This window comes from Roseivirga sp., assembly GCF_965216855.1.
Lineage (GTDB): Bacteria > Bacteroidota > Bacteroidia > Cytophagales > Cyclobacteriaceae > Roseivirga.
Genome location: NZ_OZ244204.1, coordinates 3,980,948 through 4,004,171 on the forward strand (window position 1 = coordinate 3,980,948; position 23,224 = coordinate 4,004,171).

Below are 23,224 nucleotides of genomic sequence, written 5' to 3' on the forward strand. Positions count from 1 at the left end.
TGAAGAATCGCCAATGAAAAGTTACGCAATAAACCTTTGAAATTTGAAGAATAGTTGCAAATGAGGTTCTGGATGTATAATAAAAAAAGCCTTCTGAGTAACTCAAAAGGCTTTTTTAGATATGTCCATTTACTTATTTCTTGATTCCCGGAACACCAGTGGGTTGATATTCCATCCACCAAAGTTTGGGTAGAGGTTTGTTGTCAGGGTAAACCTGATTCAGGCTATCATCTTCATAAAGACGACCATTAATCATGACATGACTGATGTCTTTAGAGTTTCTGATATTATCTAGTGGGTTGCTGTTTAGAATAACCAGGTCAGCCAGTTTACCCACTTCAATTGATCCCAGGTCTTCATCCAGACCAATACCTTCTGCGCCAAGAATAGTTGCTGCTTTCAGGGCATCAAGTTCTGACATACCTCCTGATTGCAAAGACCAAAGCTCCCAGTGATAACCCAATCCCTGAAGTTGTCCGTGAGAACCAACTCCGGCTCTACCGCCCGCTTTCACGAGGTCATTGGCGAAGGCAGACTGTTCTTCAAATACATGCTCTTCTTCCATGAACCAGCCGGCATTTCTTCTCCTTGATCTTGAATCAAGGTTATCATGTGGCATAAAGAGGTTCAGTTTTGGATCGTCATGAGGCCTTTCCAGGGCATAGTAGTAATTCTCAGCCCACGGACCACCGTAAGCTACCAGTAAGGTCGGAGTGTAAGTGGTCTTTGAAAATGATACCAGATCAATCACATCTTTGTATAGCGGAAAAACAGGGAAAGAGTGCTCATGGCCAGGATATCCATCGATCACCTGAGTCAGGTTGGCTTTGAAGTCAAGTCCACCTTCAGTCGTAGGCATGATCTGTTGCTCACGTGCCGCCTGAATAATCCATTGTCTTTGCTGACGATTACCGGCCCCATACATTTTAATGGTTTTGGTATCGTAATAGGCGCTGTAACGCTTCATTACATCTCTGGCATGTTCCAGGCTGCTTACGTTTTCACTGCTGAAGATACCAGGGCCTGTAGAGTAAATTCTTGGGCCGATTAACTTCCCTGAAATTACCAGGTCTCCATAGGTTAATACATCTGTTGTGGCAGTTTGAGGATCCCTAGTTGTGGTAACACCGAAGGCTAGATTGGTTAAGTAAGGCCAGAATTCACCCCTGTGAAGATTAACCGGATGTCTGAAGTGTGAGTGTGTATCGACAAAGCCGGGCACAATCGTCTTACCAGTCATGTCCATCACCTTAGTTCTTCTTCCGGCTTGTAGGTTTTTGCCTATCTGCTTGATACGATTATTCTCTATCAGGAGGTCGGTTCCTTCCAATACCTCATCACCATTCATGGTAATGATCCTGGCATTTTTCAAGAGTAATGTACCCTGTGGCGTATCGCGTTTGGCTTTGACTTCAATCCGATGCTCAGTGGCCTTATACTCTTTTGGTTCATCGTCAGCCTCGTCCTTTTCTTTATCTTCGTCATCTGTTTTGTCTTCGGCCTCTTCTTTTGCTGCCTCTTTAGCATCATTGAAGGCTTTTTCAGCATCGAAGTCCCAAACACTATGAGCATTACCAACTGCCCAATGGACTTTTTTAGCATCCCAGCTCCATGCAGGAAACTGACCACCAATATCAGTCAGTTGTTTTGCCGGGAAAGCTGCATTTTTAGGATTGGAAACAGAAATGGTCGGAGCTTCATCACTCACCTGAGGCACTGTCACAACGAACAGATCATTGACTACTGCAGCTAAAGCCTGGTCTCCTTCAGGAGCCATTTTGATCCATGAAGCTCTGGCTCCGCCGCCACCACCTGAAGGCGATTTACCTCTCACCTGTAAATGAAACTGCTCATCAGTACCATCCCATCTGATCGATGACAGACCTCTGAAGCTCGAAAGATAAATGCGGTCTGAACTTTTGACAAAGTGTGGATTACCACGACCATTAGTATAGGCGATAAAGTTATTGCCTGACCCATTAGCGTCAATCCATACCAGATCGCTGGTTCCTCTGAATGCCGTCCTTTGCAGTGCATTTCTGAAGTCTTCAGATTGACCTTTGATAGTCACGATCTTCGTTCCCTCATTATTCCATACAGGACTTTGGAATACACCATCTTCCTGGTTGAGTTGAGTAAGATTTCTTCCGTTAGGACGCACTTTGTATAATTTACCACCTTCAGGTTGCCAGGTTACAAAAGCAATCCATTCGCCATTAGGTGACCAGGCAGGTTCAGCCTGAGTCTCGTCTAGCTCCAATACCTTGCGTGGTGTACCATTAGGCAGATCCATGATGTAAAGCTCATTAAGAGCTGTGAAGGCGATTTGATTACCATCGGGAGATGGTGCAATATCTCTGATCTGAGTTACCGTAAACTCTTCATCGTCAGAAATCGGATAATCGAATTCCACTAACGGCCCCAATTCAATACTAGAGTTCACTCTAAATGGAATCTCTGTGGCAGCTTTACTTTGAACATTAATTTTCCAGATTTTTCCTCCGTAGGAGATGACAATGTGTTGGTTGTCCGGAGTCCATGAGAAGCCAGGAAGAACATCTCTGGAGGCTCTTGATTCCTGATCATCATGTTGAATAGGGTAGGCCAGCCAGCTTTCAGCACCGGTTGCCAAATCTCGAAGAATCAGGCCGGTTTGGTCGTCATGTCTTGTAGCATAAACAAGCCATTTACCATCGCTGCTCGGAGTAGGGCGGAAGGCTGAGCCATAACGTGAAGTCTGAGTGATTGATTCACCGGTCACACGATCATATCGTGAAATCTGATACTGAGGCATTGGAGCATTGTAAGTCCAAGCACCGCTACGCTGTGAAAACCAAACATACCTTGAGTCATTACTAAAGGCACCTTCTAACATTCTCAGGCTGTTAGGTTCACTAACCAGTGCAGCACCAGATCCGCCATCAACATGGTATAACCAGATTTTGTGCATGCCTGAAGCCTGCTTGGAGGCAATCATATACTTGCCGTCCGGCACCCATTCAGGCGATTGGTAGGCATTGCCATTCCCCTTTGTAATTTGCTTCTTCTCTTTAGAAGCCAGGTCAATGGTCCATACATTTTCTCCACCTGATTCATCAGAAATAAAGATGACCTTCTCGCCATCAGGGCTGTAACGAGGTTGAGAGTCGAACTGCATGCCCTCTGTTAATTGGGTAGCAATACCACCCGAGATAGGCATGGTGTACAGGTCTCCGAGAAAGTCGAAAACGATGTGTTGACCGTCAGGGCTAACATCAAGTGCAATCCAGGAGCCTTCGGTAAGATCAAACTCGAATGTTCGACCCGCCTCCAAAGGGAGGTTTTTGTTTTTCTTTTTCTTGTCGGTTTTTGTGGTGTCACTGCTATCGTCTTGTGCCGAAAGTGGAATTGTCAGTCCGGCAATCAACAATAGTAGTGTCAGGTTGCGAAGTAATTTCATAGTCATATTCTTATTGAATCTGGAAAGTACTTCTATTCCCCTTAAGCTACCAGTGAGTTTTTATAAGAGGTTGGGCTAAGTCTGATGAAATCATTAATTGCTCAATGGCGTATGATGAGTGCGAAACCAGTGTAATGATTATTGTTCAACCATGCTCAACAGCTTATTGATCGTATTCAGGTTTCTCGCTGTCATTTCGGCTTTTGAAAATATCCGATCAATTTTTGCTATCAGTTTTGAACGACCAATGCCATCGGGTGCATAGAAATAGAAGACCTTATCAATTAGTGAGTATGCTTCCGTTTCTGTCTTTAGACTGTCCATTAACCCGAAATCAATGTTTACAGGTTCTTCTTGAAATAAGAAGAAATGAACTGCTTTACCTGCATCTTTCGGGAAAGGGTTGTTATTGGCTATATGTCGTAGTTCAGAAGATTTGAGGACGAAGCTTGATGGAGCAAAGTCGAATTTCTGTTCAATGAGTTGCGTAACACGGTTAGACGGGTTTTCTGGATACTGGCAAGCTACATTACCACTCTGAATATAGGTAGCGACACTTTGGAAGCCATCATCTTCCATCAGGCGTCTTAACTCCTTCATGGGTACTATGTGATGTCCTCCCACATTAATTCCTCTTAATAAGATGATCCAGGTTTCCATTGAGCTTGTGGTCAATTAGTTGTTCTACCAGCCACTGCTTAGACCGGCCAGGTTCGCTTCATGATATTTCTGTTCATCGAATTCATAGAGCAACGGTGCTTTATGAGCTACACCTGTTCTTCTCTCGTTGGTACAAATCAGAATATCAAAACTCATAATCTTTCTTCGGAAGTTACGCCTGTCTAATTTCTTCCCTAGAATTGTTTCATAAAGCGATTGCAATTCCGGAATAGTGAAGCGTTTAGGAAGCAGGTTAAGGCCTATTGGCTGATTATTGAGTTCTTTCTTCAGTGTCAGATAAGCTTTTTCCAAAATAGCACTGTGGTCTAACATGAGTTCGGGAAGATCGCTGATTGAACACCACTCACAGGCTTCTGATATAGGGCCAGGCACAGGTTCCTTTACTTTGGAATATTCCACCAGAGCATAGAAGCCAACACTAATGAAACGTTGACTGAACCAGTTGTAGAGCTCTGGTTCTATGATTTTATGATCGACCAGACGCTGTGGGTGTTTAGGATCATTTCTTGCAACTGAGCCAAAGGTGTGAAATTGCTTCAAGTAAATTTCATTCAATCCGGTCCGAATCTCTAATGCCCTATGAGCTTCTGACTCTAAATCCTGATCTATTCTCACAAAACCTCCCGGTAATGCCCAAAGGTCCATGCCTTTAATCTTGAGTAGAAGTACTTTCAGCTCATTGTCATGAAAACCAAAGACCACACAATCAAGTGCAACAGAGGGGGTAAGAATATCAGGGTTGAGTACAGCCATTGAAAATTTATATGAACAGTTTTCAAAGTTAATCAAATGTATTATATCTTAGTGTCGGTTTGACACAATGTAATACTCAATGAAACGCGCTTGTTTATTTATATTTATTAGTGCCCTTGTGGTGAATGTTCAGGTTGTGGGACAAACACCACAAAAGCATCAGGTTGAGGTTAAAAAGGATGTTCTTTTTGCCTCGCCTGAGGGCTTTGACCTGACCATGGACATTTACACGCCACAGACAGGAAAGTCAAGTTATCCTGTTTTGGTCATTATTCATGGTGGAGGATGGTTAATTAATGATAATTCAATCATGGACCAGATGTCTGAATACGTTTCAGGCAATGCCGAGTATGTGGTCGCTAACATCAACTATCGGCTATTGGGTGATCAGAATAACACAGTAACGATCAATGAAATTGTTGAGGATGTATTCGGAGCAGTTTTATGGGTGAAAGATCATATTGCAGAATACAACGGAGATCCAAACAAAGTTGCTGTGACCGGTGATAGTGCGGGAGGGCATCTTACCGAAATGGTTGTCGTGGCTGGTGGTATGTTAAAATCTCATGGTTTTACACAATCACCTTATGGCTTCAATCCAAGCTATCTGCCTGCAGTTAAAACGGCAGAGGAAGTGGCTGCTGAAGGGGGACTGAGTGTACAGGCCGCTATTCCGAGCTATGGTGCTTTCGATATGCTGGCTGCGGCACAAGGTGGTTTTGAAAAGGAATCCAATTTTTTCTGGCAAATGGGAGGTGCTAAGGCAAGAGGTCTCTTCGGTAATGATTTCAATGTGACTGATCATCCAGAAATGTATAAGGCAGTTTCACCAGCCTATTTAATCCCAAGTTCATCCGGGAAAAAGTTGCCGCCTCAGTTTTTCCATGTAGGAAGCGAGGATCAGACTACTCCTCCCGTAGCTGTGAAAGCCTATTTCGATCAGTTGAAAGCCAAAGGACACACAGCGGAGTATTGGTTATATGAAGGTAGAAATCATGCGTACCTGGACTCTGGTAAGAATGAGTTTCTGGGTAATAGCTTTGAGGAAGATGCAATAGAGCCACTTAATAGAATGATTAAATTCCTGGACTCTGTTTTTTATTGATCCAACTCCAGGTATCTCAATAAAGCTTCTACAAAATAATAGTCGGCATAGGTGAGAGGTACATCTACCTCGCTGTTCGCAGGTTTGTGTCCAACACTATGATCCAGGAGGAATCCAGACTTTTCATCAGCTTTGAGCAGGTAAGGACTTCTCGATAAAGTCTTTAGAATAGTTTCTGCTATGCTGAAGTATTGGTCTGATTTTTCATTGTCTACATATTTATGCAGCTCCAGCAGGGCTGAGGCCATGATGGCACCTGCTGATGCATCTCTTTGCGTATTCGGTATGTCAGGCGCATCAAAGTCCCAGAAAGGAATGTAGTCTTCTGGCATATTTTCATGGTTAATCATGAATTCGGCAATGGCAATTGCCTGTTTAAGATACTGCTCATTCTTCGTCCACCTGTAGGCTGCCGTATATCCATAAAGACCCCAGCTTTGACCTCTTGACCATGCAGAATTATCAGAATACCCCTGTGCGGTTTTCTTTTGCTGAACCGCACCTGTTTCAGGTACATAGCTCAGAACGTGGTAGGAACTATTGTCAGGCCTGAAATGATTTTTCAGTGTAGTATTCGCATGGGTTGTGGCAATATTGAAATAGGTTGAGTCTCCGGTGGTTTCCGTGGCCCAGAAGAGTAATTCCAGGTTCATCATGTTGTCTATAATTACCAGGAAGTCTTCAGGCCCTGAATCCCATGAACGAATAGTTTGGGTGGTAGAATCAAATCTGGTGGCCAATGATTTGGCACTATTGATCAGTATTTGCTTATATGATTCTGAAGGAAACAACTTGAATGCTTTGCCAAAGCTGCAAAACATCATGAAGCCCAGGTCATGAGTAGAAGTATTGAACTGCTCTTTTTCGAGAACATCTAAGACCCTGAGCGCTTCAACTTTTAAACTTTCCTTTCCACTGTTTTCGTAAAGCTGCAATAAGGTGCCCGGGTAGAAGCCACTGCACCACCAATCCGAATTACTGGTAACCAAATGAGCGTTTTCATAGCTCCTTGGGAATGATGTACTGTCCAGGTCTTTTCTGAAATTCAGGTATTGATCAGCAGAACCATCCAGTACCGCTCTGAACTCCATCTTAAGATGATTGGTGGTTTCTTCTTCAGGTTCACAGGAGGAGATGAGTAGAAGCAATGATATGATGACAAGGTTTCTCATGGCGTATGGTTATTTATTTTAGATAGTAAGCCTTAAGGACAAAAAAAGCCAGTTTCTTTTCTCCATTTTCAGAGATCAAGCCTTTGCGATTCCAGTTGTCCTGGATTCTTGGGAGAACTCTCCTTGGGGAGCGAAAATCCATTAATATCCATGGAGAGAAGCCTTGCACCTGTGGTATTCTATCGAGCATAGCTAGTGTTTCCTTATACAGGTCGGCCTGGTACTCCTCTGAAAACCGCGTTCTGTTATCGGCATGAAAACCATATTTAGCTCCGGCTCCAAATTCTGAAATTAATACCGGCTTTTCCTGAGAGATTTGCCAGTTAATGTTTCTTGCATGGTCTGGCAATCCTTCATACCAACCTATATATTGATTAAAGCTCAATACATCAACCATTTCCGCAAAGGGATCGTGAATAGTTCTAAGATTTGGATTGTTGTTGACACGACTTTGTTCTAGAGCCGCACTAATGAGCCTCGTATTATCCAGGCTTCTCGTTTTTTGAGCTAGTCGGGTTAAAAACTGGGTGCGCTCAGCTCGAACCGGAGTTTCATTAGCCATCGACCAGATGATAATGGATGCCCTGTTTTTGTCACGATTAATAGCTTCGGTTAACTGGTTCTCAGCGTTCAGGTAAGTATCAGGGTTATTCCAGTCGATAGTCCAGTATACCGGAATCTCTTCCCAGACCATAAGTCCCAGTTCATCAGCAATTCTTAGCATGTGCTCGTTATGAGGGTAATGTGCCAGTCTAACATAGTTACACCCCAGCTCTTTGGCCCAACTCAGCAACTGTCGGGCATCTGCTTGATTGTTTACTCTTCCGCCACCGGGTTTTTCTTCATGAATTGAAATGCCCTTAAGGAATATCCTCTCCCCATTAAGGAGGATGTCTCTTCCTTTAACCTCAATGGTTCTGAAGCCTATTTGATCAGTGATCGTTTCTGAGCTTGTGGAAACCTTGACCTCATAAAGTGTCGGAGATGATGGCTTCCACTTTTGAATGGAAATAGCTGGTAAGCTCAGCATTACATGTCCATTTTCATCGGTTGTACCCTGCGCACTTAAATTTAGGATGGGAATGCTAATAGATATGGGTTCATTGGCCTTCTGTTGGCCAGTAAGAGAGATTTTGGCATTGATAAGGCTCGGGTTATTGTGGTCCAATTGAATTTGGTAGTCGCTAATGTAGGTATTGGGGGTGCTAATGATTTTTACGTCACGGGTAATCCCTCCATAGTTCCACCAGTCAGTGTTAAGGGTTGGGATCCCTTCTTTCTGTCTTTTATTATCAACTTTGACCACTACAAAGTTCTCCTCTTTCAAGTGGTCTGAGATTTCGAAATAAAATGGAGTAAACCCTCCAATATGCGTTCCCAGCTTCTGACCATTAATGTAGACTTCAGCTTTATAATTGACTGCTCCAAAATAGAGAAAGTATCTTTTCGTATTATCCGGGGTCGAACGGAATGATTTTTTGAACCACACAGTACCTTCATAGTAGAAAAGTTTTTCATCGGCCGAATTCCAGTCTGTCGGAATACGCATGACGGGAGATTCATCAAAATTATATTCAATCAGTTCCGATTTGTCTCTCTGTTTGGCATTCTGAAAAAAGGCATTGCGAGAAGGGTTGTCAGATTGATCGAAAGGCTGATAGCGATAATCATAGTAGCCGTTTTCATAAGGATCAATAATGTAATGCCAGTCGCCATTCAAACTGATAGCATTACGATTGTAACTATTGATCAAAGGAATGGTCTGGGAAGTAGCTTCTATAACAGTAATCAATAGAAGCAGAAAGAGATAAGGTTTGCGCGTCATGGAATTAAGGTACAATTAATCCATGAATAAAGGCAGTCTAGGTCATTGGCCTACCAGGCGACTATCGAGCTTAAAAGGAATAATCATTTCTATAATCTTAGCATGCTTGTGTACGGAGTGTAAAGGGTTAAGCAGGTAGTTATACTCCATAGGAACAATCACGGATGGTACTTTGAGTACATACGCTTTGCCTTCTGATAGAAACTCTTTACCTAAATTTTGGGTGTTATGATAGCTCCCCAATTTGGTATCCCATCCCTTAGGAAGTAATTCTTTTTGGAGTTCAATAATAGGCGCATCATCGGGTATTTCAATAATAGACAGGGAGCTTTCCAAAGTAGGGATGAGGTGGAAATTATGAGCCAGATATTCAAGTGAGGCTAGAGCGATGCTGCCGGCTGAGTAGACCATATTCAGGCCTTTTGGGTTCCATCTTCCCCCATAAAGGCCTGCTCCGGTCCCACTTAAATCTTGCGCATAGGTCGACTTGGCTATTCTATAGAGTCGCATTAGGCTAGTACACCATGTTCTAATCTGCCAATTAGATCTAAGAGTTTTCTAATTCCAAAACTGTTACTGAGTAGCTCTTTGGGTTTCTTGCCGCCCAGAGTGAGGTTTTCTGAATTCATCCAGGAGTAAAAGCCATCTCCAAAAGCAGCAATTCCTGTTTTATATACCTCTTCAATTTCCAGGACTTTTTCTGTAACTGACGGGTTGAAGATACTCTTGCGTTTATAGGTGTCTATGGAAATAGGGATGAGTAATATGAATTCATTGAGTGGGATCTTGGTGACTTCTAAAACCCTTTTAATGTAAGTTTTGGAAATGGCTCTCTCGGCCAATTGAAAATAACCTTGCTCTTGGAGTTGATAAGCCTCTGCCGGGTCATTTACAATATTTTTTGATTCATTGCTCACAGTGTAAAAATACATTAAAATATATGTAAATATACACCAATTTAACGAAATTAATTCCCATGACTTTGATTTTATTCTTATCGGATTCTCTACATTACCATCATGAATTCTTATAAAGCAGCGGTCGTTCAGGCTTCCCCCATATTATTTGATCTTGAGGCCACCATGACCAAAGTGGAGTCTTTGATTGGAAAGTGTAAGAAGGAGGGTGTATCATTGGCGCTCTTTCCTGAAGCTTTCGTATCGGTTTACCCTCGTGGTTTGAGTTTTGGAACAGTTGTCGGTAGCAGATCAGATGATGGAAGAAAATTATGGCAGAAGCTTTGGGATTCTTCAATTCAGGAGGGTGATGAGCATTGTCAACGACTTGGAAGAATGGCTAAATCGGCCAATCTGTTTCTTGCTATTGGGGTCAATGAGAAAGATGTAGTTTCTGGAACTTTATACTGTAGCATTTTCTATTTCTCTTCGGAAGGCGAGTTGGTAGGAAAGCACAGGAAAATAAAACCAACAGGTCAGGAGAGGTTGATCTGGGGTGAAGATGACGGCTCAACGTTAAGCACTTTCAATACAGGTCTAGGGAGAATTGGAGGGTTGATCTGTTGGGAGAATTATATGCCTTTGGCCCGTATGTCAATGTATCAAAAAGGTGTACAAATCTATTTGGCCCCAACCGCAGACTCCAGAGATAATTGGCAGCATACAATGAGACATATTGCCCTTGAAGGAAGGTGCTTTGTCTTAGCCAGTAATCAATATGTCACCAAAGAGATGTATCCTCAGGAGTTAAGAGATACGGATGAAATAAAAAGGCAACCAGATGTCATGAGTAGAGGAGGGTCAGTTATTATTGATCCCCTGGGTAATGTACTTGCCGGTCCATTATGGAATGAAGAAGGCATTTTAACAGCTGAATTAAATCTTGACCATGTAACTCAGGCAAAAATGGATTTCGACCCAATTGGTCATTACCAAAGACCAGATTTGTTTTCATTTAGTGTGAAGAATCAACCTGAAATCAGATCTCTCAACTAGTTTGATATTGTATTTAGTATTGAAATAATTATGTTTTATTGAATAGAAACTTCGGCTTGATGCTTTGTTAAGTGGAGTCTACTCTAAAGGGTCCTTTCACTCAGCTATAGGAGCAATTCGAGATTCTGAGACAGAGACTCAATCAATTCATATCTTTTCCTATATTTACGATTCTATTCTCAGCTAGCAGACTTTTTCCTGTGTTAGGAAGTAATGTTGTATCTATAATCTGTCAAAAACCTGTTCGAGGTTTTAGGTTTGCTTAAGTGAAATATTTAGGGTGTTTTAAACTTAAGGTGTATTAGTAAGTATTTTCAGAACTGTATACTTAGAAAGATTCAAATTTTACTTCTGTATTGAGATAGTTAATAAATGTCCTAATGACTGTTAAAGGATGTTCGTAAAAATGAGGTTAGGTGGTGATGTAATTATTAGCAAGTTGTGCAAACTAAGGCATCGCTGTACAGTACTGTTTGTTTTGTTCTTCCTATTGACATTGAATGTTCAGGGGCAAACTGATATCTTGTTCTATTTTGGACAATCTAACTATGACGTATCTACTGCAGTTCATAATGGCTCTGCTCAAGAGAAAGCAGTTGGTACGGAGGAGGCTGCTCCGGAAGGAGTGCTCTTCAGAACAGATGGCCTCAAAATGTACGTTATTGGTGCTTCTGGAAAGACTATCGTAGAGTATACACTTACGACTCCTTTTGATGTATCAACCGCTAATTATGATGGTGTAGGTGAGGAGTTAGACGTAAGTCCTTATGAGACTAATCCAAGAGCTATGGCCTTTAGCACGTCTGGTGATAAGCTTTTTGTACTAGGTGATGATGATTCTATTTCAGAGTTTACTCTAGCTTCTAGCTTCGATATCTCAGCAGCCACTTATCAGGGAGCCTCTGAGGAATTTTCTGTTTCCTCTCAAGAGACCAATCCCAGGGGGTTAACTTTTAGTAATGATGGATTGAAAATGTTTATTACGGGAGTAACCAACAAATCCGTCATCGAATACACACTCGGTACTGCTTTTGATGTTTCTACTGCCGGGTCACCTGTGAGTTTTTCCATCTCAGCTCAAGAGAATATACCTCAAGATTTAGCCTTTAATAATGATGGAACACTATTGTTCGTGATTGGTAGTGCAGATAGACGGATTATACAATATAGTCTCAGTACACCTTACGACATCAGCACCGCCAGTTATGATGGTGCTTCTGAGGAATTTTTAGTTGCCTCTCAGGAATTGACGCCTACAGGATTAACTTTTAATGGAGATGGTTCTCAGCTGTATGTTGTTGGTTCTTTTGATGACAGAATTGTAGAGTATACAATTGATAGAGGAAACTATGCAGAGGCTGGAGCTAACGATGGATCAATTGACAACACTAACGTATTGTTTATTGACCTCTCAGGAACGGAGACATTTCAGGATACTGATGCTGACAATATTTTGGATGTTGGATCAGAAGTTACTGTAAACAATATTCCCTCTGGTCTCACTGCGGTAATGACTCTTTCAGAGAGTGATACACGAGTTACTTTGACTCTAACAGGAAATGCCGATAGTCATAATGCTACAGATGATGTTTCGGACATTACTTTTGTCTTTGACAATACTGCATTTACTGGCAATGATGCATCATCAGTAAGAAATTCCGGATCTGGCGGAGCCTACAGCACAGGAGTAGGTATCAGTTTTGATAATGTGGGCTCATTGACTTACTCGGGAAACCTTAATTATCAGGAAAATGCTGCTAATGATGGTTCGCTGGATAATAGCAATCCTTTGATTATTGATCTTGTAGGTGATACTTTTCAAGATTCAGATACAGATGATGTTTTAGATGTTGGTTCAGAAGTAACTATCAACAATATTCCTGCTGGTCTGACTCCCGTAATGACTTTATCTAATGGTGACACAAGAGTTACCCTAACTCTTACTGGTTCAGCAACTAATCACCTGACGAGTGATGATGTAGAGAATATAACGTTCGTCTTTGATAATACTGCATTTAGCTCAGGAGATGCCTCTCAAGTCGATAACTCTGGTTCTTCAGGGGCTTATGCCCCCAATGTAGGTATTGACTATTTATACACAGAGGTGCTATATATAGGACCTAATTCCTTCGATGTTGGTGATGGAATAAGTACATCAACTTTCTCTGTAGGCAGTCAGGAAGTAACCCCTACAGGCATGCAATTCAGTTCAGATGGATTAAAGATGTTCGTGATTGGGTCAGATGGCGATGCTATTGTTGAGTATGCTTTGACATCAGCATTCGATATTACTACAGCCAGTTATGCCGGAGCTGACCAAGAATTGAATGTTGCGGCTAATGAATCAAACCCTCAAGCCATCAAATTCAATAATGATGGAACAAAACTATATATTCTGGGTAACTCTTCAGATACGGTTTTTGAATATGACCTTTCTAAAGCATATGATATTTCGACAGCTAGTCTTTCTACTAGCCTTTCAGTAGCGAGTCAGGAGAATGACCCAAGAGACCTGACTTTCAATTCTGATGGAAGTAAGTTATTTGTCATTGGAGCCAATGGAGATGCTATTGTAGAATATTCCCTTTCTGTGTCATTTGATGTGTCAACGGCTACCTATTTGGGCTCTGGGGAAGAACTATATATTGGTGGAGAAGACAATACTCCTTTAGGTTTTACTTTTAACTATGATGGCACTAAACTCTATGTAATTGGGACTGGTAGTCAAAGAGTTTCTGAATATTCTTTGTCAAGTGCCTATGATGTGTCCACTGCTACTTTTGATGGTTCTTCTGAACAACTCCTGAGCTCTGATAATTCTCCACAAGCGGTGGTCTTCAATAATCAGGGAACTATTGCCTATATTCTGGGTAACACTGGTAATTCTGTGAGAAGTTATTCAATAGATATTGGAGATTTCTTGGAATCTTCGACAAGTGAAGGACAAATAGATAATACAAACTTCCTGACCTTTTATTTGCAAGGAGATACATTCACAGGTACCGCTGGAATTACTGTGAACAACATTCCAGCAGGCTTAACAGGGAGTTTAACTCAGCTGAATACAACTACCATTAAATTGGAATTAACAGGTACTGCAAATAGTAGTCTTGACTCAGATGATGTTGCTTCTTTAAGTTTTGTGTTCAGCGATGCTACCTTCACGAATAGTAATGCAGCAGATATAACAAATAGTGGTGATGGAGGAGCCTACTCCCCGGGTGTTGGAGTTGACTTTGCCGATTCAGGTCCCGGTGGAGTTATTACCAATCTGGTCTATTGGGTAAAGGCTGATAATGGAACTACTGGTTCTCCCACTGTTACGGCATGGTTGGATCAATCCAGTGGACCTGTTAATGCCACATCTACGGGAGATCCAGCTTTGACGAGTGCTGCCATTAATTTCAATCCCTACATTACTTTTGATGGTAATGATTATTTCACTTTGGCCGATGCGACCGGTCTCCCAAGTGGTAATACTACCAGAACATACATATTGGCGGGTCAGTCTAGTGTTACTAATACATCAGCTGGACAAAACGGCTTTTTTGCACATGGTACAGCTGCAGCTGCAGAGGAGGTTGGGATTACTTTCAATAGTAATTCAGAGTTATTGACTTTTGATTTCAATGGGGTAAAGAGAGGAGACAACTCAGCTCCATCTTCTGTTTTTCAGTTAGGGTCGGGAACTCTAACCACAGCAAATTCATCTAGCTTAGCGGTATCGATCAATGGTGCCTCAGGTACATCTGCTCTTATTTCTGGAACAGATACAGACTTGAATACAGGAACAACAACAGGAATTATTGGTGCCGATCTAAGTGGGAGCAATGCCTTTAATGGTAATATCGCAGAGATAGCTATCTACAGTTCGGCATTAAGTGCATCCGACTTACAGAAAGTCGATAGTTATCTCGCAGTAAAATACGGAGTGACACTTTCTTCAGATAATGATACAGATAATACTTCCTTTGAGGCGCCAAATGGTTCTGGAGTAAATGAAGGAGATTATGTCGCATCTGACGGAACAGTGATTTGGGATGCTTCTTTATATCAAACACATCATAATAATATTGCGGCTATCGGTCGTGATGATGGTTCGTTGTTGAATCAAAAGCAATCTAAAAGTATTAATACTGATGCCATTGTTACAATTGGTTTAGATGATGATTCGGATGGCCTTGAAACTGACAATAGTTCTAACCCTAATAGCTTCTCTACTAACATTTCATATTTGGTTTGGGGGCACGACAACGCAGATCTGAACAGCGGTACTGCAGGTGAGTCTGATTTTAACCCTGCTCAGGTAAATGCAAGGAATAATAGAGAGTGGAGAGTTAGCGAAGTAGGAGATGTGGGGACTGTACTAGTACAGTTCGATATTTCAGGATTGCTTGGACCAGATAATACCATAGGTACAAACGATGATAGTCAGGTGGTCTTACTGGTTGATGCTGATGGTGATTTTACAACTGGAGCTACTGTGGTTAATCAGTCTTTTGTGGTTGCAGATGATAATCTGGTTAATTTCTTAGTCGATTTTTCAGACGGAAACTATTTTACCATAGGTTCATCTGAATCGAGTGCTTTACCAATTACGCTGGTTTCTTTTGAAGCTAATGAACAACATGGTAACGTAGAATTGAGCTGGGTAACATCATCTGAAATTGACAATAGTCATTTTAGACTTGAAAGATCAAAAAATGGGATTGATTTTGATGCTCTGACTACCGTAGAAGGTATGGTTAATTCAAATGAAAGAACAGATTATGCATATCTCGATATAGACCCACATAAAGGTGTTAATTTTTACCGCTTGGTGGATGTAGACCTGAGAGGAAATGAATCTGTATCAGAGGTTATTTCGATTGAATTAGATGAAACTAATGTTCTTGGTTTTAATGCTTATCCTAACCCTGTAAAACAGGGAGATAACCTGATTTTAAATGTCGATCCAAGCTTGGTACTGGGACCTATAGAGGTTTTGAACGTTAATGGGAATAGATACTATCCTAAAGTTGTTGCAGGTAATTCTTCCATTCAGATTTCCACAACAGAACTTCCTGTTGGTCTGTACATGTTCCGTTTGACTACTCATGATGGTATTCTTTCATTCAGAGTAGTGGTTAGATAGTTATTACTTCTTAGTATAAGGCAACCCTAATCATTCACAAAAAAAGGAATAGCGGTGTCTGGAATCGGAACTGATTCAATAAAGATTTTCTTGGAGGATTAATTGGTTTTCATAACATTCATAATGATCTGGATTAGGGGTGTAGTGTTTCTCATAAACTAATACAATACCCTGAACTTAATCGTGTGCTCAATATTACGTAGAGCAGTAATCAGTTCTTTGTCGTAGGCCTTATTGATGTCAGTTATTACATAACCCACAGTTTCGTTGGTCTTGAGGTACTGCCCGTCAATATTGGCATCGTGTTCAGCGAGCACCTTATTGATCTTCGCCAGCACTCCTGGTTTATTAGCATGGATGTGAATCAATCTATGAGCATTCTTTAATGATGGCAGGGTGATATTCGGGAAGTTAACACTCAATGCCGTGTTGCCTGTATTGATGTAATCCATAATCTTGTTAGGCACGAAGTCAGCAATGTTTTCCTGAGCTTCCAAAGTACTTCCTCCAATATGAGGGGTAAGGATAGTGTTTTTCAAGCCTATTAATTCTGACTCAAATGGATCCTGATTGCTTTTGGGCTCTTCTGGAAATACATCTACTCCCGCACCTCTTATCTTACCATTGCTAATAGCTTCTTTTAGAGCCGGTACATCAACGACAGGCCCTCTGGCCAGGTTAAGAAAGACCACACCATCTTTCATCATGTTGAAGTGTTCCGTAGTGAAGAAACCGGCATTTTCAGGTCTGCCATCAATGTGAAGCGTCACTATATCTGCAGTTTTCAATAATTCCTGCATGGTATCGCATTTTGTAGCATTACCAAGGGCCAGTCTTTCTTCAATATCATAATAGTATACCTGCATTCCCATGTTTTCTGCCAATACAGATAGCTGAGAACCAATATTTCCATACCCGATAATACCAAGCTTTTTACCCCTGATTTCAAAACTGTTAGAAGCCGTTTTTGACCACTTGCCCTGGTGCATATCTGAAGATTTGTCAGGAATACCCCGCATCAGCATAATGATTTCAGCAATAGCCAGTTCAACCACTGATCTGGTGTTACTGAAAGGTGCGTTAAAAACAGCTACACCTTTATTCAAAGCAGCTTCCAGGTCAATCTGATTCGTGCCAATACAGAATGCACCGATTGCCATAAGTTTATCAGCTTTCTTCAGAACTTTAGCGGTTACTTGTGTTTTGGAACGGATGCCCAAGACATGAATACCCTTAATCTTCTCTGAAAGCTCATCTTCATCCAGACCGGCAGGATAACTCTCAACGCTAAACCCATCAGCTTTTAGTTTAGCCAGAGCATTAGGGTGAACATTTTCTAACAGAAGCATTTTGATTCTGTTTTTGGGATAGGATAGGGCTCCACTCATTTTATTATCAAATAGAATTTCGTCAAAACTTGGTGCAATATGGTCAGCATTGACCTTGACACTCTCGCGTTCAATATTTTCAGTAAAGGCATAGAACTTCTTGGCTACACCAGCTTTTTTTACTTCATAATCAGTGTAGCCGTCACCAATCATATGGATTTCTCCCTGAAGGCTAAGTTGCTCAATTTGCTTTACTTTTCCTCCGTTAGATGAGAGTACATTGTCTCGGTTAAAGTCAACAATATTGCCGTCCTCATCGAAAACAAAGTCATTGGCAAAAACGTGCTCAGGTTTAACCCCCAATTCGGTAACCACGGGGACTATGAAATCTCTGAAGCCATTGGAGACAATGAAGGTATTCTCTGAGTTTAGATGAAAAAACTCCTGATTCCGGGTGATTGACTTAGAAACTAACTTTCTGAGTCTACTCACTAATTCTTCCAGGTGAGAGCGTTTGGCATCTAAGATTTGAATTCGAGCCTCAAGAGACTCACGCAAGGAAAGTTCACCTGCCATACCCAAATCAGTCACATCTTTTATTTGCTGAAGGCGATCTTCTTTTTCAGGGTGGTTTTCAAGAGAGATCTCCCCCAAAATATCCAGAGCTTCTACTTGCGTGAAAGTACTGTCAAAGTCTATTACAAAGTGCGGATTCTTATGATGGGTATTACTCATGTTCCTTGGCAAAAAATGCCCGGCACTGACTACCGAATACTCCGGCAATTCCAGCAGCCAACCCGCCAATTATTCCGGTCACTAGCAACAGTAACCAAACGTGTCCCTGAAGAGGGAGTAGTTCAGCAATTTTTTTTGCTAAGATGAAGTCATTGGTACTGGAAAGCATCCAGGCGTTCACTATCCAAAATAATGCGATTGCCAGGAAGGGAACAAAGAAGGTAGCTACATTTCGTAGGCGAACGATTGCACCGCTCAGGAATGCAGCTATCATCACCGCCCACCAGGAAAAAAACAAGGAAAGTATGATGCCCAGGACAAGGGTGAGTAAGAAGTTGCTTAGATTTTTCATTGTTGTGAATTCAGGGTTTGAGTAAACACTACACCTTCTTTTTGGTTCGCTGACTGCATAAAGTTTAATTCAAGGTAATTGCCAGATGCCCAAATGTCTACCAGATCATCGTAATATCTGCTGCCTGGATTTCCGGATTGTCCTCCCGGATAAACTCCCAATGCCTTGGGTGGATCGGACATTTCGACAATCATACGCCATGACGGTCCATGGTTTCTGGAAGTAGCATTCACAATACCACCATTGCCTCCAATGGGTAGGTTAAACCTGGAGAATGCTGGCAGTGCCTGCAGCAAATGTCCAACATAAGTGGCTTTTACATCCCCCCAATTGTAATCTCCCTGATTCTCCTTCCACTTGTTGAGTTCTTTTACCCCTTGCTTATAGGACAGCAAGAAAAGGTCGTTGGCTGTTTCTACCTGGCGCGTATCAAGTCTATCCATAAAAGGATCTTCCGGGTGATTCTTCAAAAGATAAATTGTTTCGTAACTAAAAGGGATGTCCATTGCTAAGCTATCTTCGATCAGTTCATCCCAAACCATACGATTGAGGTTACCCCACCAGGCTTCCCAGACACTGGCTCCTTTTGAGTCTATTGAATTATAGTAGTCCCAGTTTTGTGCATCCTTTAAGTAGGTCAATTCATCCGAACTGAGTGATTCTGTTAACATTTGTTCCAACATATGAGGAAGTAACTCGGCTGCTTTCAGGTTAAAATTATTGTTATGGAGGTCTTTAAAATCTTGTATGGTAAACTTGTTCTTAGACCTGAAGAAATCATTGATTACCCTATTTCGGTACATTTCATAACCATCGTTGAAAACATAGTAAGGATAACTTGAATCTACCGGGTGCTGGTTGGCCGAGCTGACAAAACCCCTTGGCGGATTTTTAACATGGGCATTATGTTCCTGAGGAATCCATCCCTGCCAATCATGTGCTGGATTTGAACCATCCATCAGAAATTTTCCCTGGCCTTGCCATTTATTAGGAAATCTACCTTGTATCCATAAAGCAATATCTCCTTCCTTTGAAGAGAATATGAAATTTTGGGCAGGTGCCAAAAAATGCTTTAGCGCTTCTTTATACTCATCATAATTGCGAGCTCCGTTCAGTTCTATCAGGGTTCTTTGATTGTTACCGCCTAAGTGGCCGGTCCATTGCATGGCGTACCCTGTTTTTTCACCATTTCCCTTAAAGGTTTCATCATAACTGACAGGGCCATGGTGGGTGTAAACTACAGTATCGTAGTAAGTCTTTTCTCCACGAATTTCAATAGTCTCAATACGCTTCTCAGTTGCTTTCCATTTGTTATCGTACCAATAGGCATTCTTATCAGAACCCTGAAAAGTGATTTTGTACCAGTCCTTGACGTCTCTTGTGGCGTTGGTAACTCCCCATGAAATGTGGTTGTTAAAGCCTATTACTATACCTAAAGCACCGGGAAGTGTTGCTCCAAATGTGTTTTTGTCGGGTGTAGCTAGTTGCATGACGTACCAGATGGAGGGGAGATTAAGACCCAGGTGAGGGTCATTGGCTAAAATTGGATTTCCTGAGTATGATTTTTCCGGCCCCACTGCCCAGTTGTTACTACCGTTGTCAGGGTGTGGTTTGTCCATTACATCATCAATGTAGTCAAAGGGAAAGTCACCTTCGGGAGCTTCCGGACGGCTTACCTCCCAATCACTCCAATCTCTATCAGAAGGGATAACAGGGTCATTCACGTCAAAGAAATCAGGGTAGATGAAATCGAATCTCTCACGACCATACTTCCTGATAAAGTTGGTGTACTCCAGGTCTGACTCACCTCCGGCCAGCATATCGGTCATATACATCAGTAATAGAGCGGTTTTTTTGAGAGTCCAGGGTTCTGGGGAATAGTCCAGCAGCTTGTATTCTACCGGATAATCTTTTGGCTTCAGAGTTTGTATGTAGCTGTTAATGCCATCCCTGTAGGCCTCCAGGAAGCCATAAGTTTCAGGGTCTTTCTTCATGTTTTCCAATGCTTTCGCTGCACCAAAGACCATTCCTTTCCTCCTTTGACCTCTATCGTAGTCCAAAGCAGCCACCCCAACGATTTCTGAAAGTCTGCCTGCACTGGCATGCGTCTGAAATTCCATTTGCCAAAGACGATTCTGAGCAGTTACAAAACCCTGTGCGCGATAAAGATCAGTGTTGTTTTGGGCGAAAATGTGAGGGATAAGATGCTCATCATAATGCACCTGAACTGGGGCACTAAACCCGTCTACCTGAAAGTCTTGAGATATTCCTTCCGTAATTTCGTTTTGCCAGATTCCCTGGTTGGGAGAAAGGAATTTCCCGAGAGGAGGGAGAGGACCAATTTTGGTATTGAACGCATAAAGTATGCCCACAAAAAAGATGAGCGAGAGCGTGAATTTTAAGAACTTCATTACGGGTTGATTTTCATTTGAATATAGGAAATCTTGATGGACAATTGGTTCGCACTGTTACTAACTTGTAATCGGAAGAATAAACCTTATAACTTTGCCTCTTATATTCATATGAACAATTCAGATACAATTCAGAAGAAAGCCTCAAAGATTAAAGCCATTGTTTTTGATGTGGATGGAGTACTGACTGATGGGGGAATTATTTATGATAACTCGGGAATGGAATTGAAACGATTCAATGTAAAGGACGGGCAAATCATTAAATACTTGAAGCAAGCCGGAATTTTTACAGCAGTAATTACAGGAAGAGATTCAGCCGTAGTTAGAAACAGGTGCGAAGAACTCAAGATTGATCAGCACTTTCATGGAATCAGTAACAAGCTTGCCATTTATGAGCAACTTAAAGAGTCCTGGGGACTAATCGATGAGGAGATAGCCTATATTGGCGATGATATTAATGATCTGCCCATTCTAGAAAGAAGCGGCCTTTCATGTACCCCCTCAGACGGACATTATAAGGTAAAAGAAAGAGTAGATCTTATCCTAAAACAGGCCGGTGGAACAGGTACGCTGAGAGAACTGTCTGATTTAGTGCTTGAAGCACAAGGTTTATACGATGATATTCTTAATGAACTACTATGAAGAAATTCGAAAAAAGTTTTCAACTCTCTGACAGTATTCAGGTTGGTAGCGGGAAGATGGTTTTGTTTGCCGGGCCATGTGCTGTAGAGTCATATGAGGTCTGTGCTAAAGTTGCAGAAACCTTGAAAGAAATTTGTCTTCGCCTCGATATTCAGTATATCTTTAAAGCATCGTTTGATAAAGCTAATCGCACTTCGGCAAAATCATTCAGAGGGGTAGGGTTAGACGATGGTCTACGCGTATTAGACCAAATCAAGCGTGATTTCGAGTTGCCGATAGTCACTGATATTCATGAGTCTTACCAGGCTAAACCTGTGAGTGACGTGGCGCAAGCGTTGCAAATTCCCGCTTATTTATGTCGTCAAACCGACTTGCTTTTGGCTGCCGGGGAGACAGGTAAAACGGTGAAAATCAAGCGGGGACAGTTCATGGCTCCTGAGGATATGCAGTTTGCAGTAAACAAGGTGAAATCAACTGGAAATGAAAAGGTGCTTCTTACGGAAAGAGGTGTTTCATTCGGATATCACAATCTTGTGGTAGATATGCGGGCGCTACCTGTTATGCGTCAATATGCTCCGGTGATTTTTGACGTTACTCATAGTGTTCAACAACCCGGTGGAATGGGGGGTAGCTCAGGAGGACAAAAACAGTTTGCTCCTTACTTGTCCAGAGCAGCAGGAGCTGTAGGTGTTGATGGATTTTTTATAGAAACTCATCCTAACCCGGAAGAAGCATTGAGCGATGGGCCAAACATGATTCCGCTACACAAAATGAAAGATTTCCTGACCATGACCAAAGAGGCCTTTGAGATGGGTCAGCAAGCACATAACGATGTCGAATGAGAAAGAAAGATAATAGGAGCCCTTTGGCCTTTAGGTTAGTGGGCTTTCTTTTTGTTGTTTTAGCGGCCAGTAGCTGCATTCCAAATGAGAAAGTAGTCTATCTTCAAAATAAAGAAGGAGATATAAGGCTCGATAATGAAGCATTAATCGCACTGTCTAGAGTTGATTATAAACTTCAGCCTAATGATATTTTATTGATCAACTTCTATAGTATTGATGAAGAAGCTGTAGAAAAATATTATCCAATTTTCGCCCGTCCTGATAACCTCTTGAGACAAGGAAATCAAAATGGAGGTGGAAATCAAAATGCTGGTTTGAATGACCCGTATCTGATTGGTTATAATGTAGATAAAGATGGTCAGATAGAAATTAATACTCTGGGGAGAGTTGAAGCGGCAGGGTTTACGGTTACCGAACTAAAGTATAAGATTGAAAAATTAATCAGGCCCCAGATTAAAGACATACTGGTGAGTGTTAAGTTAAGTGGTATTCCATTCACCATTTATGGAGAGGTTAACTCCCCTGGGCCTCAATTGATAAGGCAATATGATTTAAGCCTGTTGGAGGCTATTGCGAGATCTGGTGATTTGACCATCAATGCCAATCGTGAGAATGTAATGATTATGCGTCAATATCCGGACGGTGTTAAAATCCATTCTGTGGATGTTACCGGGAGAAGCTTTATTGAGTCAGAACTGTTTTTTGTTCAGCCTGACGACCTTATTTATGTTCCACCTTTGAAAATTAGAGAATTAGGAACCGGTGAAACGGCTTTGCAGACATTTGCCACAATTGTCAGCGTTGTATCAGGTACAGTATTGATAATTAGCGTCTTGACCAATAATAACTAAGG

General features: G+C 41.7%; 16 protein-coding genes. 6 read left to right on the forward strand and 10 right to left on the reverse strand.

What is annotated here, in order from left to right; genetic code table 11:
- Positions 1-133: 133 nt before the first annotated feature.
- From ACOOEY_RS17515 to ACOOEY_RS17525, 3 genes are all read right to left on the reverse strand, one after another.
- Positions 134-3,439: an amidohydrolase family protein gene (locus ACOOEY_RS17515; RefSeq protein ID WP_420386023.1), complete on the reverse strand. Its 3,306-nt coding sequence runs from the start codon at positions 3,437-3,439 to the stop codon at positions 134-136.
- Between the two features lie 138 nt (positions 3,440-3,577).
- Positions 3,578-4,099, reverse strand: a complete 522-nt coding sequence (locus ACOOEY_RS17520; protein ID WP_420386024.1) for a DUF1697 domain-containing protein — start codon at positions 4,097-4,099, stop codon at positions 3,578-3,580.
- Between the two features lie 24 nt (positions 4,100-4,123).
- A complete protein-coding gene (locus ACOOEY_RS17525) occupies positions 4,124-4,873 on the reverse strand; it encodes an NUDIX hydrolase (protein ID WP_420386025.1) in 750 nt (249 codons plus the stop codon).
- A 79-nt stretch (positions 4,874-4,952) separates the two neighbouring features.
- Here ACOOEY_RS17525 and ACOOEY_RS17530 point away from each other — a divergent pair, with 79 nt between their 5' ends.
- Positions 4,953-5,978 carry a carboxylesterase family protein gene (locus ACOOEY_RS17530; protein WP_420386026.1) on the forward strand — a complete coding sequence of 342 codons (1,026 nt, stop codon included), beginning with the start codon at positions 4,953-4,955 and terminating at the stop codon, positions 5,976-5,978.
- Here the strand turns inward: ACOOEY_RS17530 and ACOOEY_RS17535 are convergent.
- Genes ACOOEY_RS17535 through ACOOEY_RS17550 form a run of 4 tightly spaced genes read right to left on the reverse strand, consistent with a single transcriptional unit; the run spans position 5,972 to position 9,907 of the window.
- Entirely contained in the window at positions 5,972-7,150 is a 1,179-nt protein-coding gene (locus ACOOEY_RS17535) for a glycoside hydrolase family 88 protein (protein WP_420386027.1), read from the reverse strand. The genes ACOOEY_RS17530 and ACOOEY_RS17535 overlap by 7 nt on opposite strands.
- A 13-nt stretch (positions 7,151-7,163) precedes the next feature.
- Positions 7,164-8,975 carry a glycoside hydrolase family 2 protein gene (locus ACOOEY_RS17540; RefSeq protein WP_420386028.1) on the reverse strand — a complete coding sequence of 604 codons (1,812 nt, stop codon included), beginning with the start codon at positions 8,973-8,975 and terminating at the stop codon, positions 7,164-7,166.
- A 42-nt stretch (positions 8,976-9,017) separates the two neighbouring features.
- Positions 9,018-9,485: an RES family NAD+ phosphorylase gene (locus ACOOEY_RS17545; protein WP_420386029.1), complete on the reverse strand. Its 468-nt coding sequence runs from the start codon at positions 9,483-9,485 to the stop codon at positions 9,018-9,020.
- Complete coding sequence (locus tag ACOOEY_RS17550) at positions 9,485-9,907, reverse strand: antitoxin Xre/MbcA/ParS toxin-binding domain-containing protein (protein WP_420386030.1); 423 nt, start codon at positions 9,905-9,907, stop codon at positions 9,485-9,487. The genes ACOOEY_RS17545 and ACOOEY_RS17550 overlap by 1 nt, the downstream gene beginning before the upstream one ends.
- An 87-nt stretch (positions 9,908-9,994) precedes the next feature.
- Here ACOOEY_RS17550 and ACOOEY_RS17555 point away from each other — a divergent pair, with 87 nt between their 5' ends.
- Both ACOOEY_RS17555 and ACOOEY_RS17560 read left to right on the forward strand, forming a co-directional pair.
- A complete protein-coding gene (locus ACOOEY_RS17555; protein ID WP_420386031.1) occupies positions 9,995-10,927 on the forward strand; it encodes a carbon-nitrogen hydrolase family protein in 933 nt (310 codons plus the stop codon).
- A 406-nt stretch (positions 10,928-11,333) separates the two neighbouring features.
- Positions 11,334-16,061, forward strand: a complete 4,728-nt coding sequence (locus ACOOEY_RS17560) for a T9SS type A sorting domain-containing protein (protein ID WP_420386032.1) — start codon at positions 11,334-11,336, stop codon at positions 16,059-16,061.
- Between the two features lie 158 nt (positions 16,062-16,219).
- Here the strand turns inward: ACOOEY_RS17560 and serA are convergent, their stop codons facing one another.
- The 3 genes from serA to ACOOEY_RS17575 are packed head-to-tail and all read right to left on the reverse strand — an operon-like array spanning position 16,220 to position 20,887.
- A complete protein-coding gene (gene serA / locus ACOOEY_RS17565) occupies positions 16,220-18,124 on the reverse strand; it encodes a phosphoglycerate dehydrogenase (RefSeq protein WP_420386033.1) in 1,905 nt (634 codons plus the stop codon).
- Positions 18,117-18,476 carry a hypothetical protein gene (locus tag ACOOEY_RS17570; protein ID WP_420386034.1) on the reverse strand — a complete coding sequence of 120 codons (360 nt, stop codon included), beginning with the start codon at positions 18,474-18,476 and terminating at the stop codon, positions 18,117-18,119. Before ACOOEY_RS17570 ends, serA begins: the two co-directional genes overlap by 8 nt.
- Positions 18,473-20,887, reverse strand: coding sequence for a penicillin acylase family protein (locus ACOOEY_RS17575; RefSeq protein WP_420386035.1), 2,415 nt, complete (start codon positions 20,885-20,887; stop codon positions 18,473-18,475). The genes ACOOEY_RS17570 and ACOOEY_RS17575 overlap by 4 nt, the downstream gene beginning before the upstream one ends.
- A 111-nt stretch (positions 20,888-20,998) precedes the next feature.
- Between ACOOEY_RS17575 and ACOOEY_RS17580 the strand changes: the two genes are divergently transcribed.
- Genes ACOOEY_RS17580 through ACOOEY_RS17590 form a run of 3 tightly spaced genes read left to right on the forward strand, consistent with a single transcriptional unit; the run spans position 20,999 to position 23,222 of the window.
- The gene (locus ACOOEY_RS17580) at positions 20,999-21,529 is read left to right on the forward strand and encodes a KdsC family phosphatase (RefSeq protein ID WP_420386036.1); all 531 of its coding nucleotides are present in this window, start codon (positions 20,999-21,001) and stop codon (positions 21,527-21,529) included.
- Entirely contained in the window at positions 21,526-22,371 is an 846-nt protein-coding gene (kdsA, locus tag ACOOEY_RS17585; protein ID WP_420386037.1) for a 3-deoxy-8-phosphooctulonate synthase, read from the forward strand. Before ACOOEY_RS17580 ends, kdsA begins: the two co-directional genes overlap by 4 nt.
- Entirely contained in the window at positions 22,368-23,222 is an 855-nt protein-coding gene (locus ACOOEY_RS17590; RefSeq protein ID WP_420386038.1) for a polysaccharide biosynthesis/export family protein, read from the forward strand. The genes kdsA and ACOOEY_RS17590 overlap by 4 nt, the downstream gene beginning before the upstream one ends.
- The last annotated feature ends 2 nt before the right edge of the window (positions 23,223-23,224 follow it).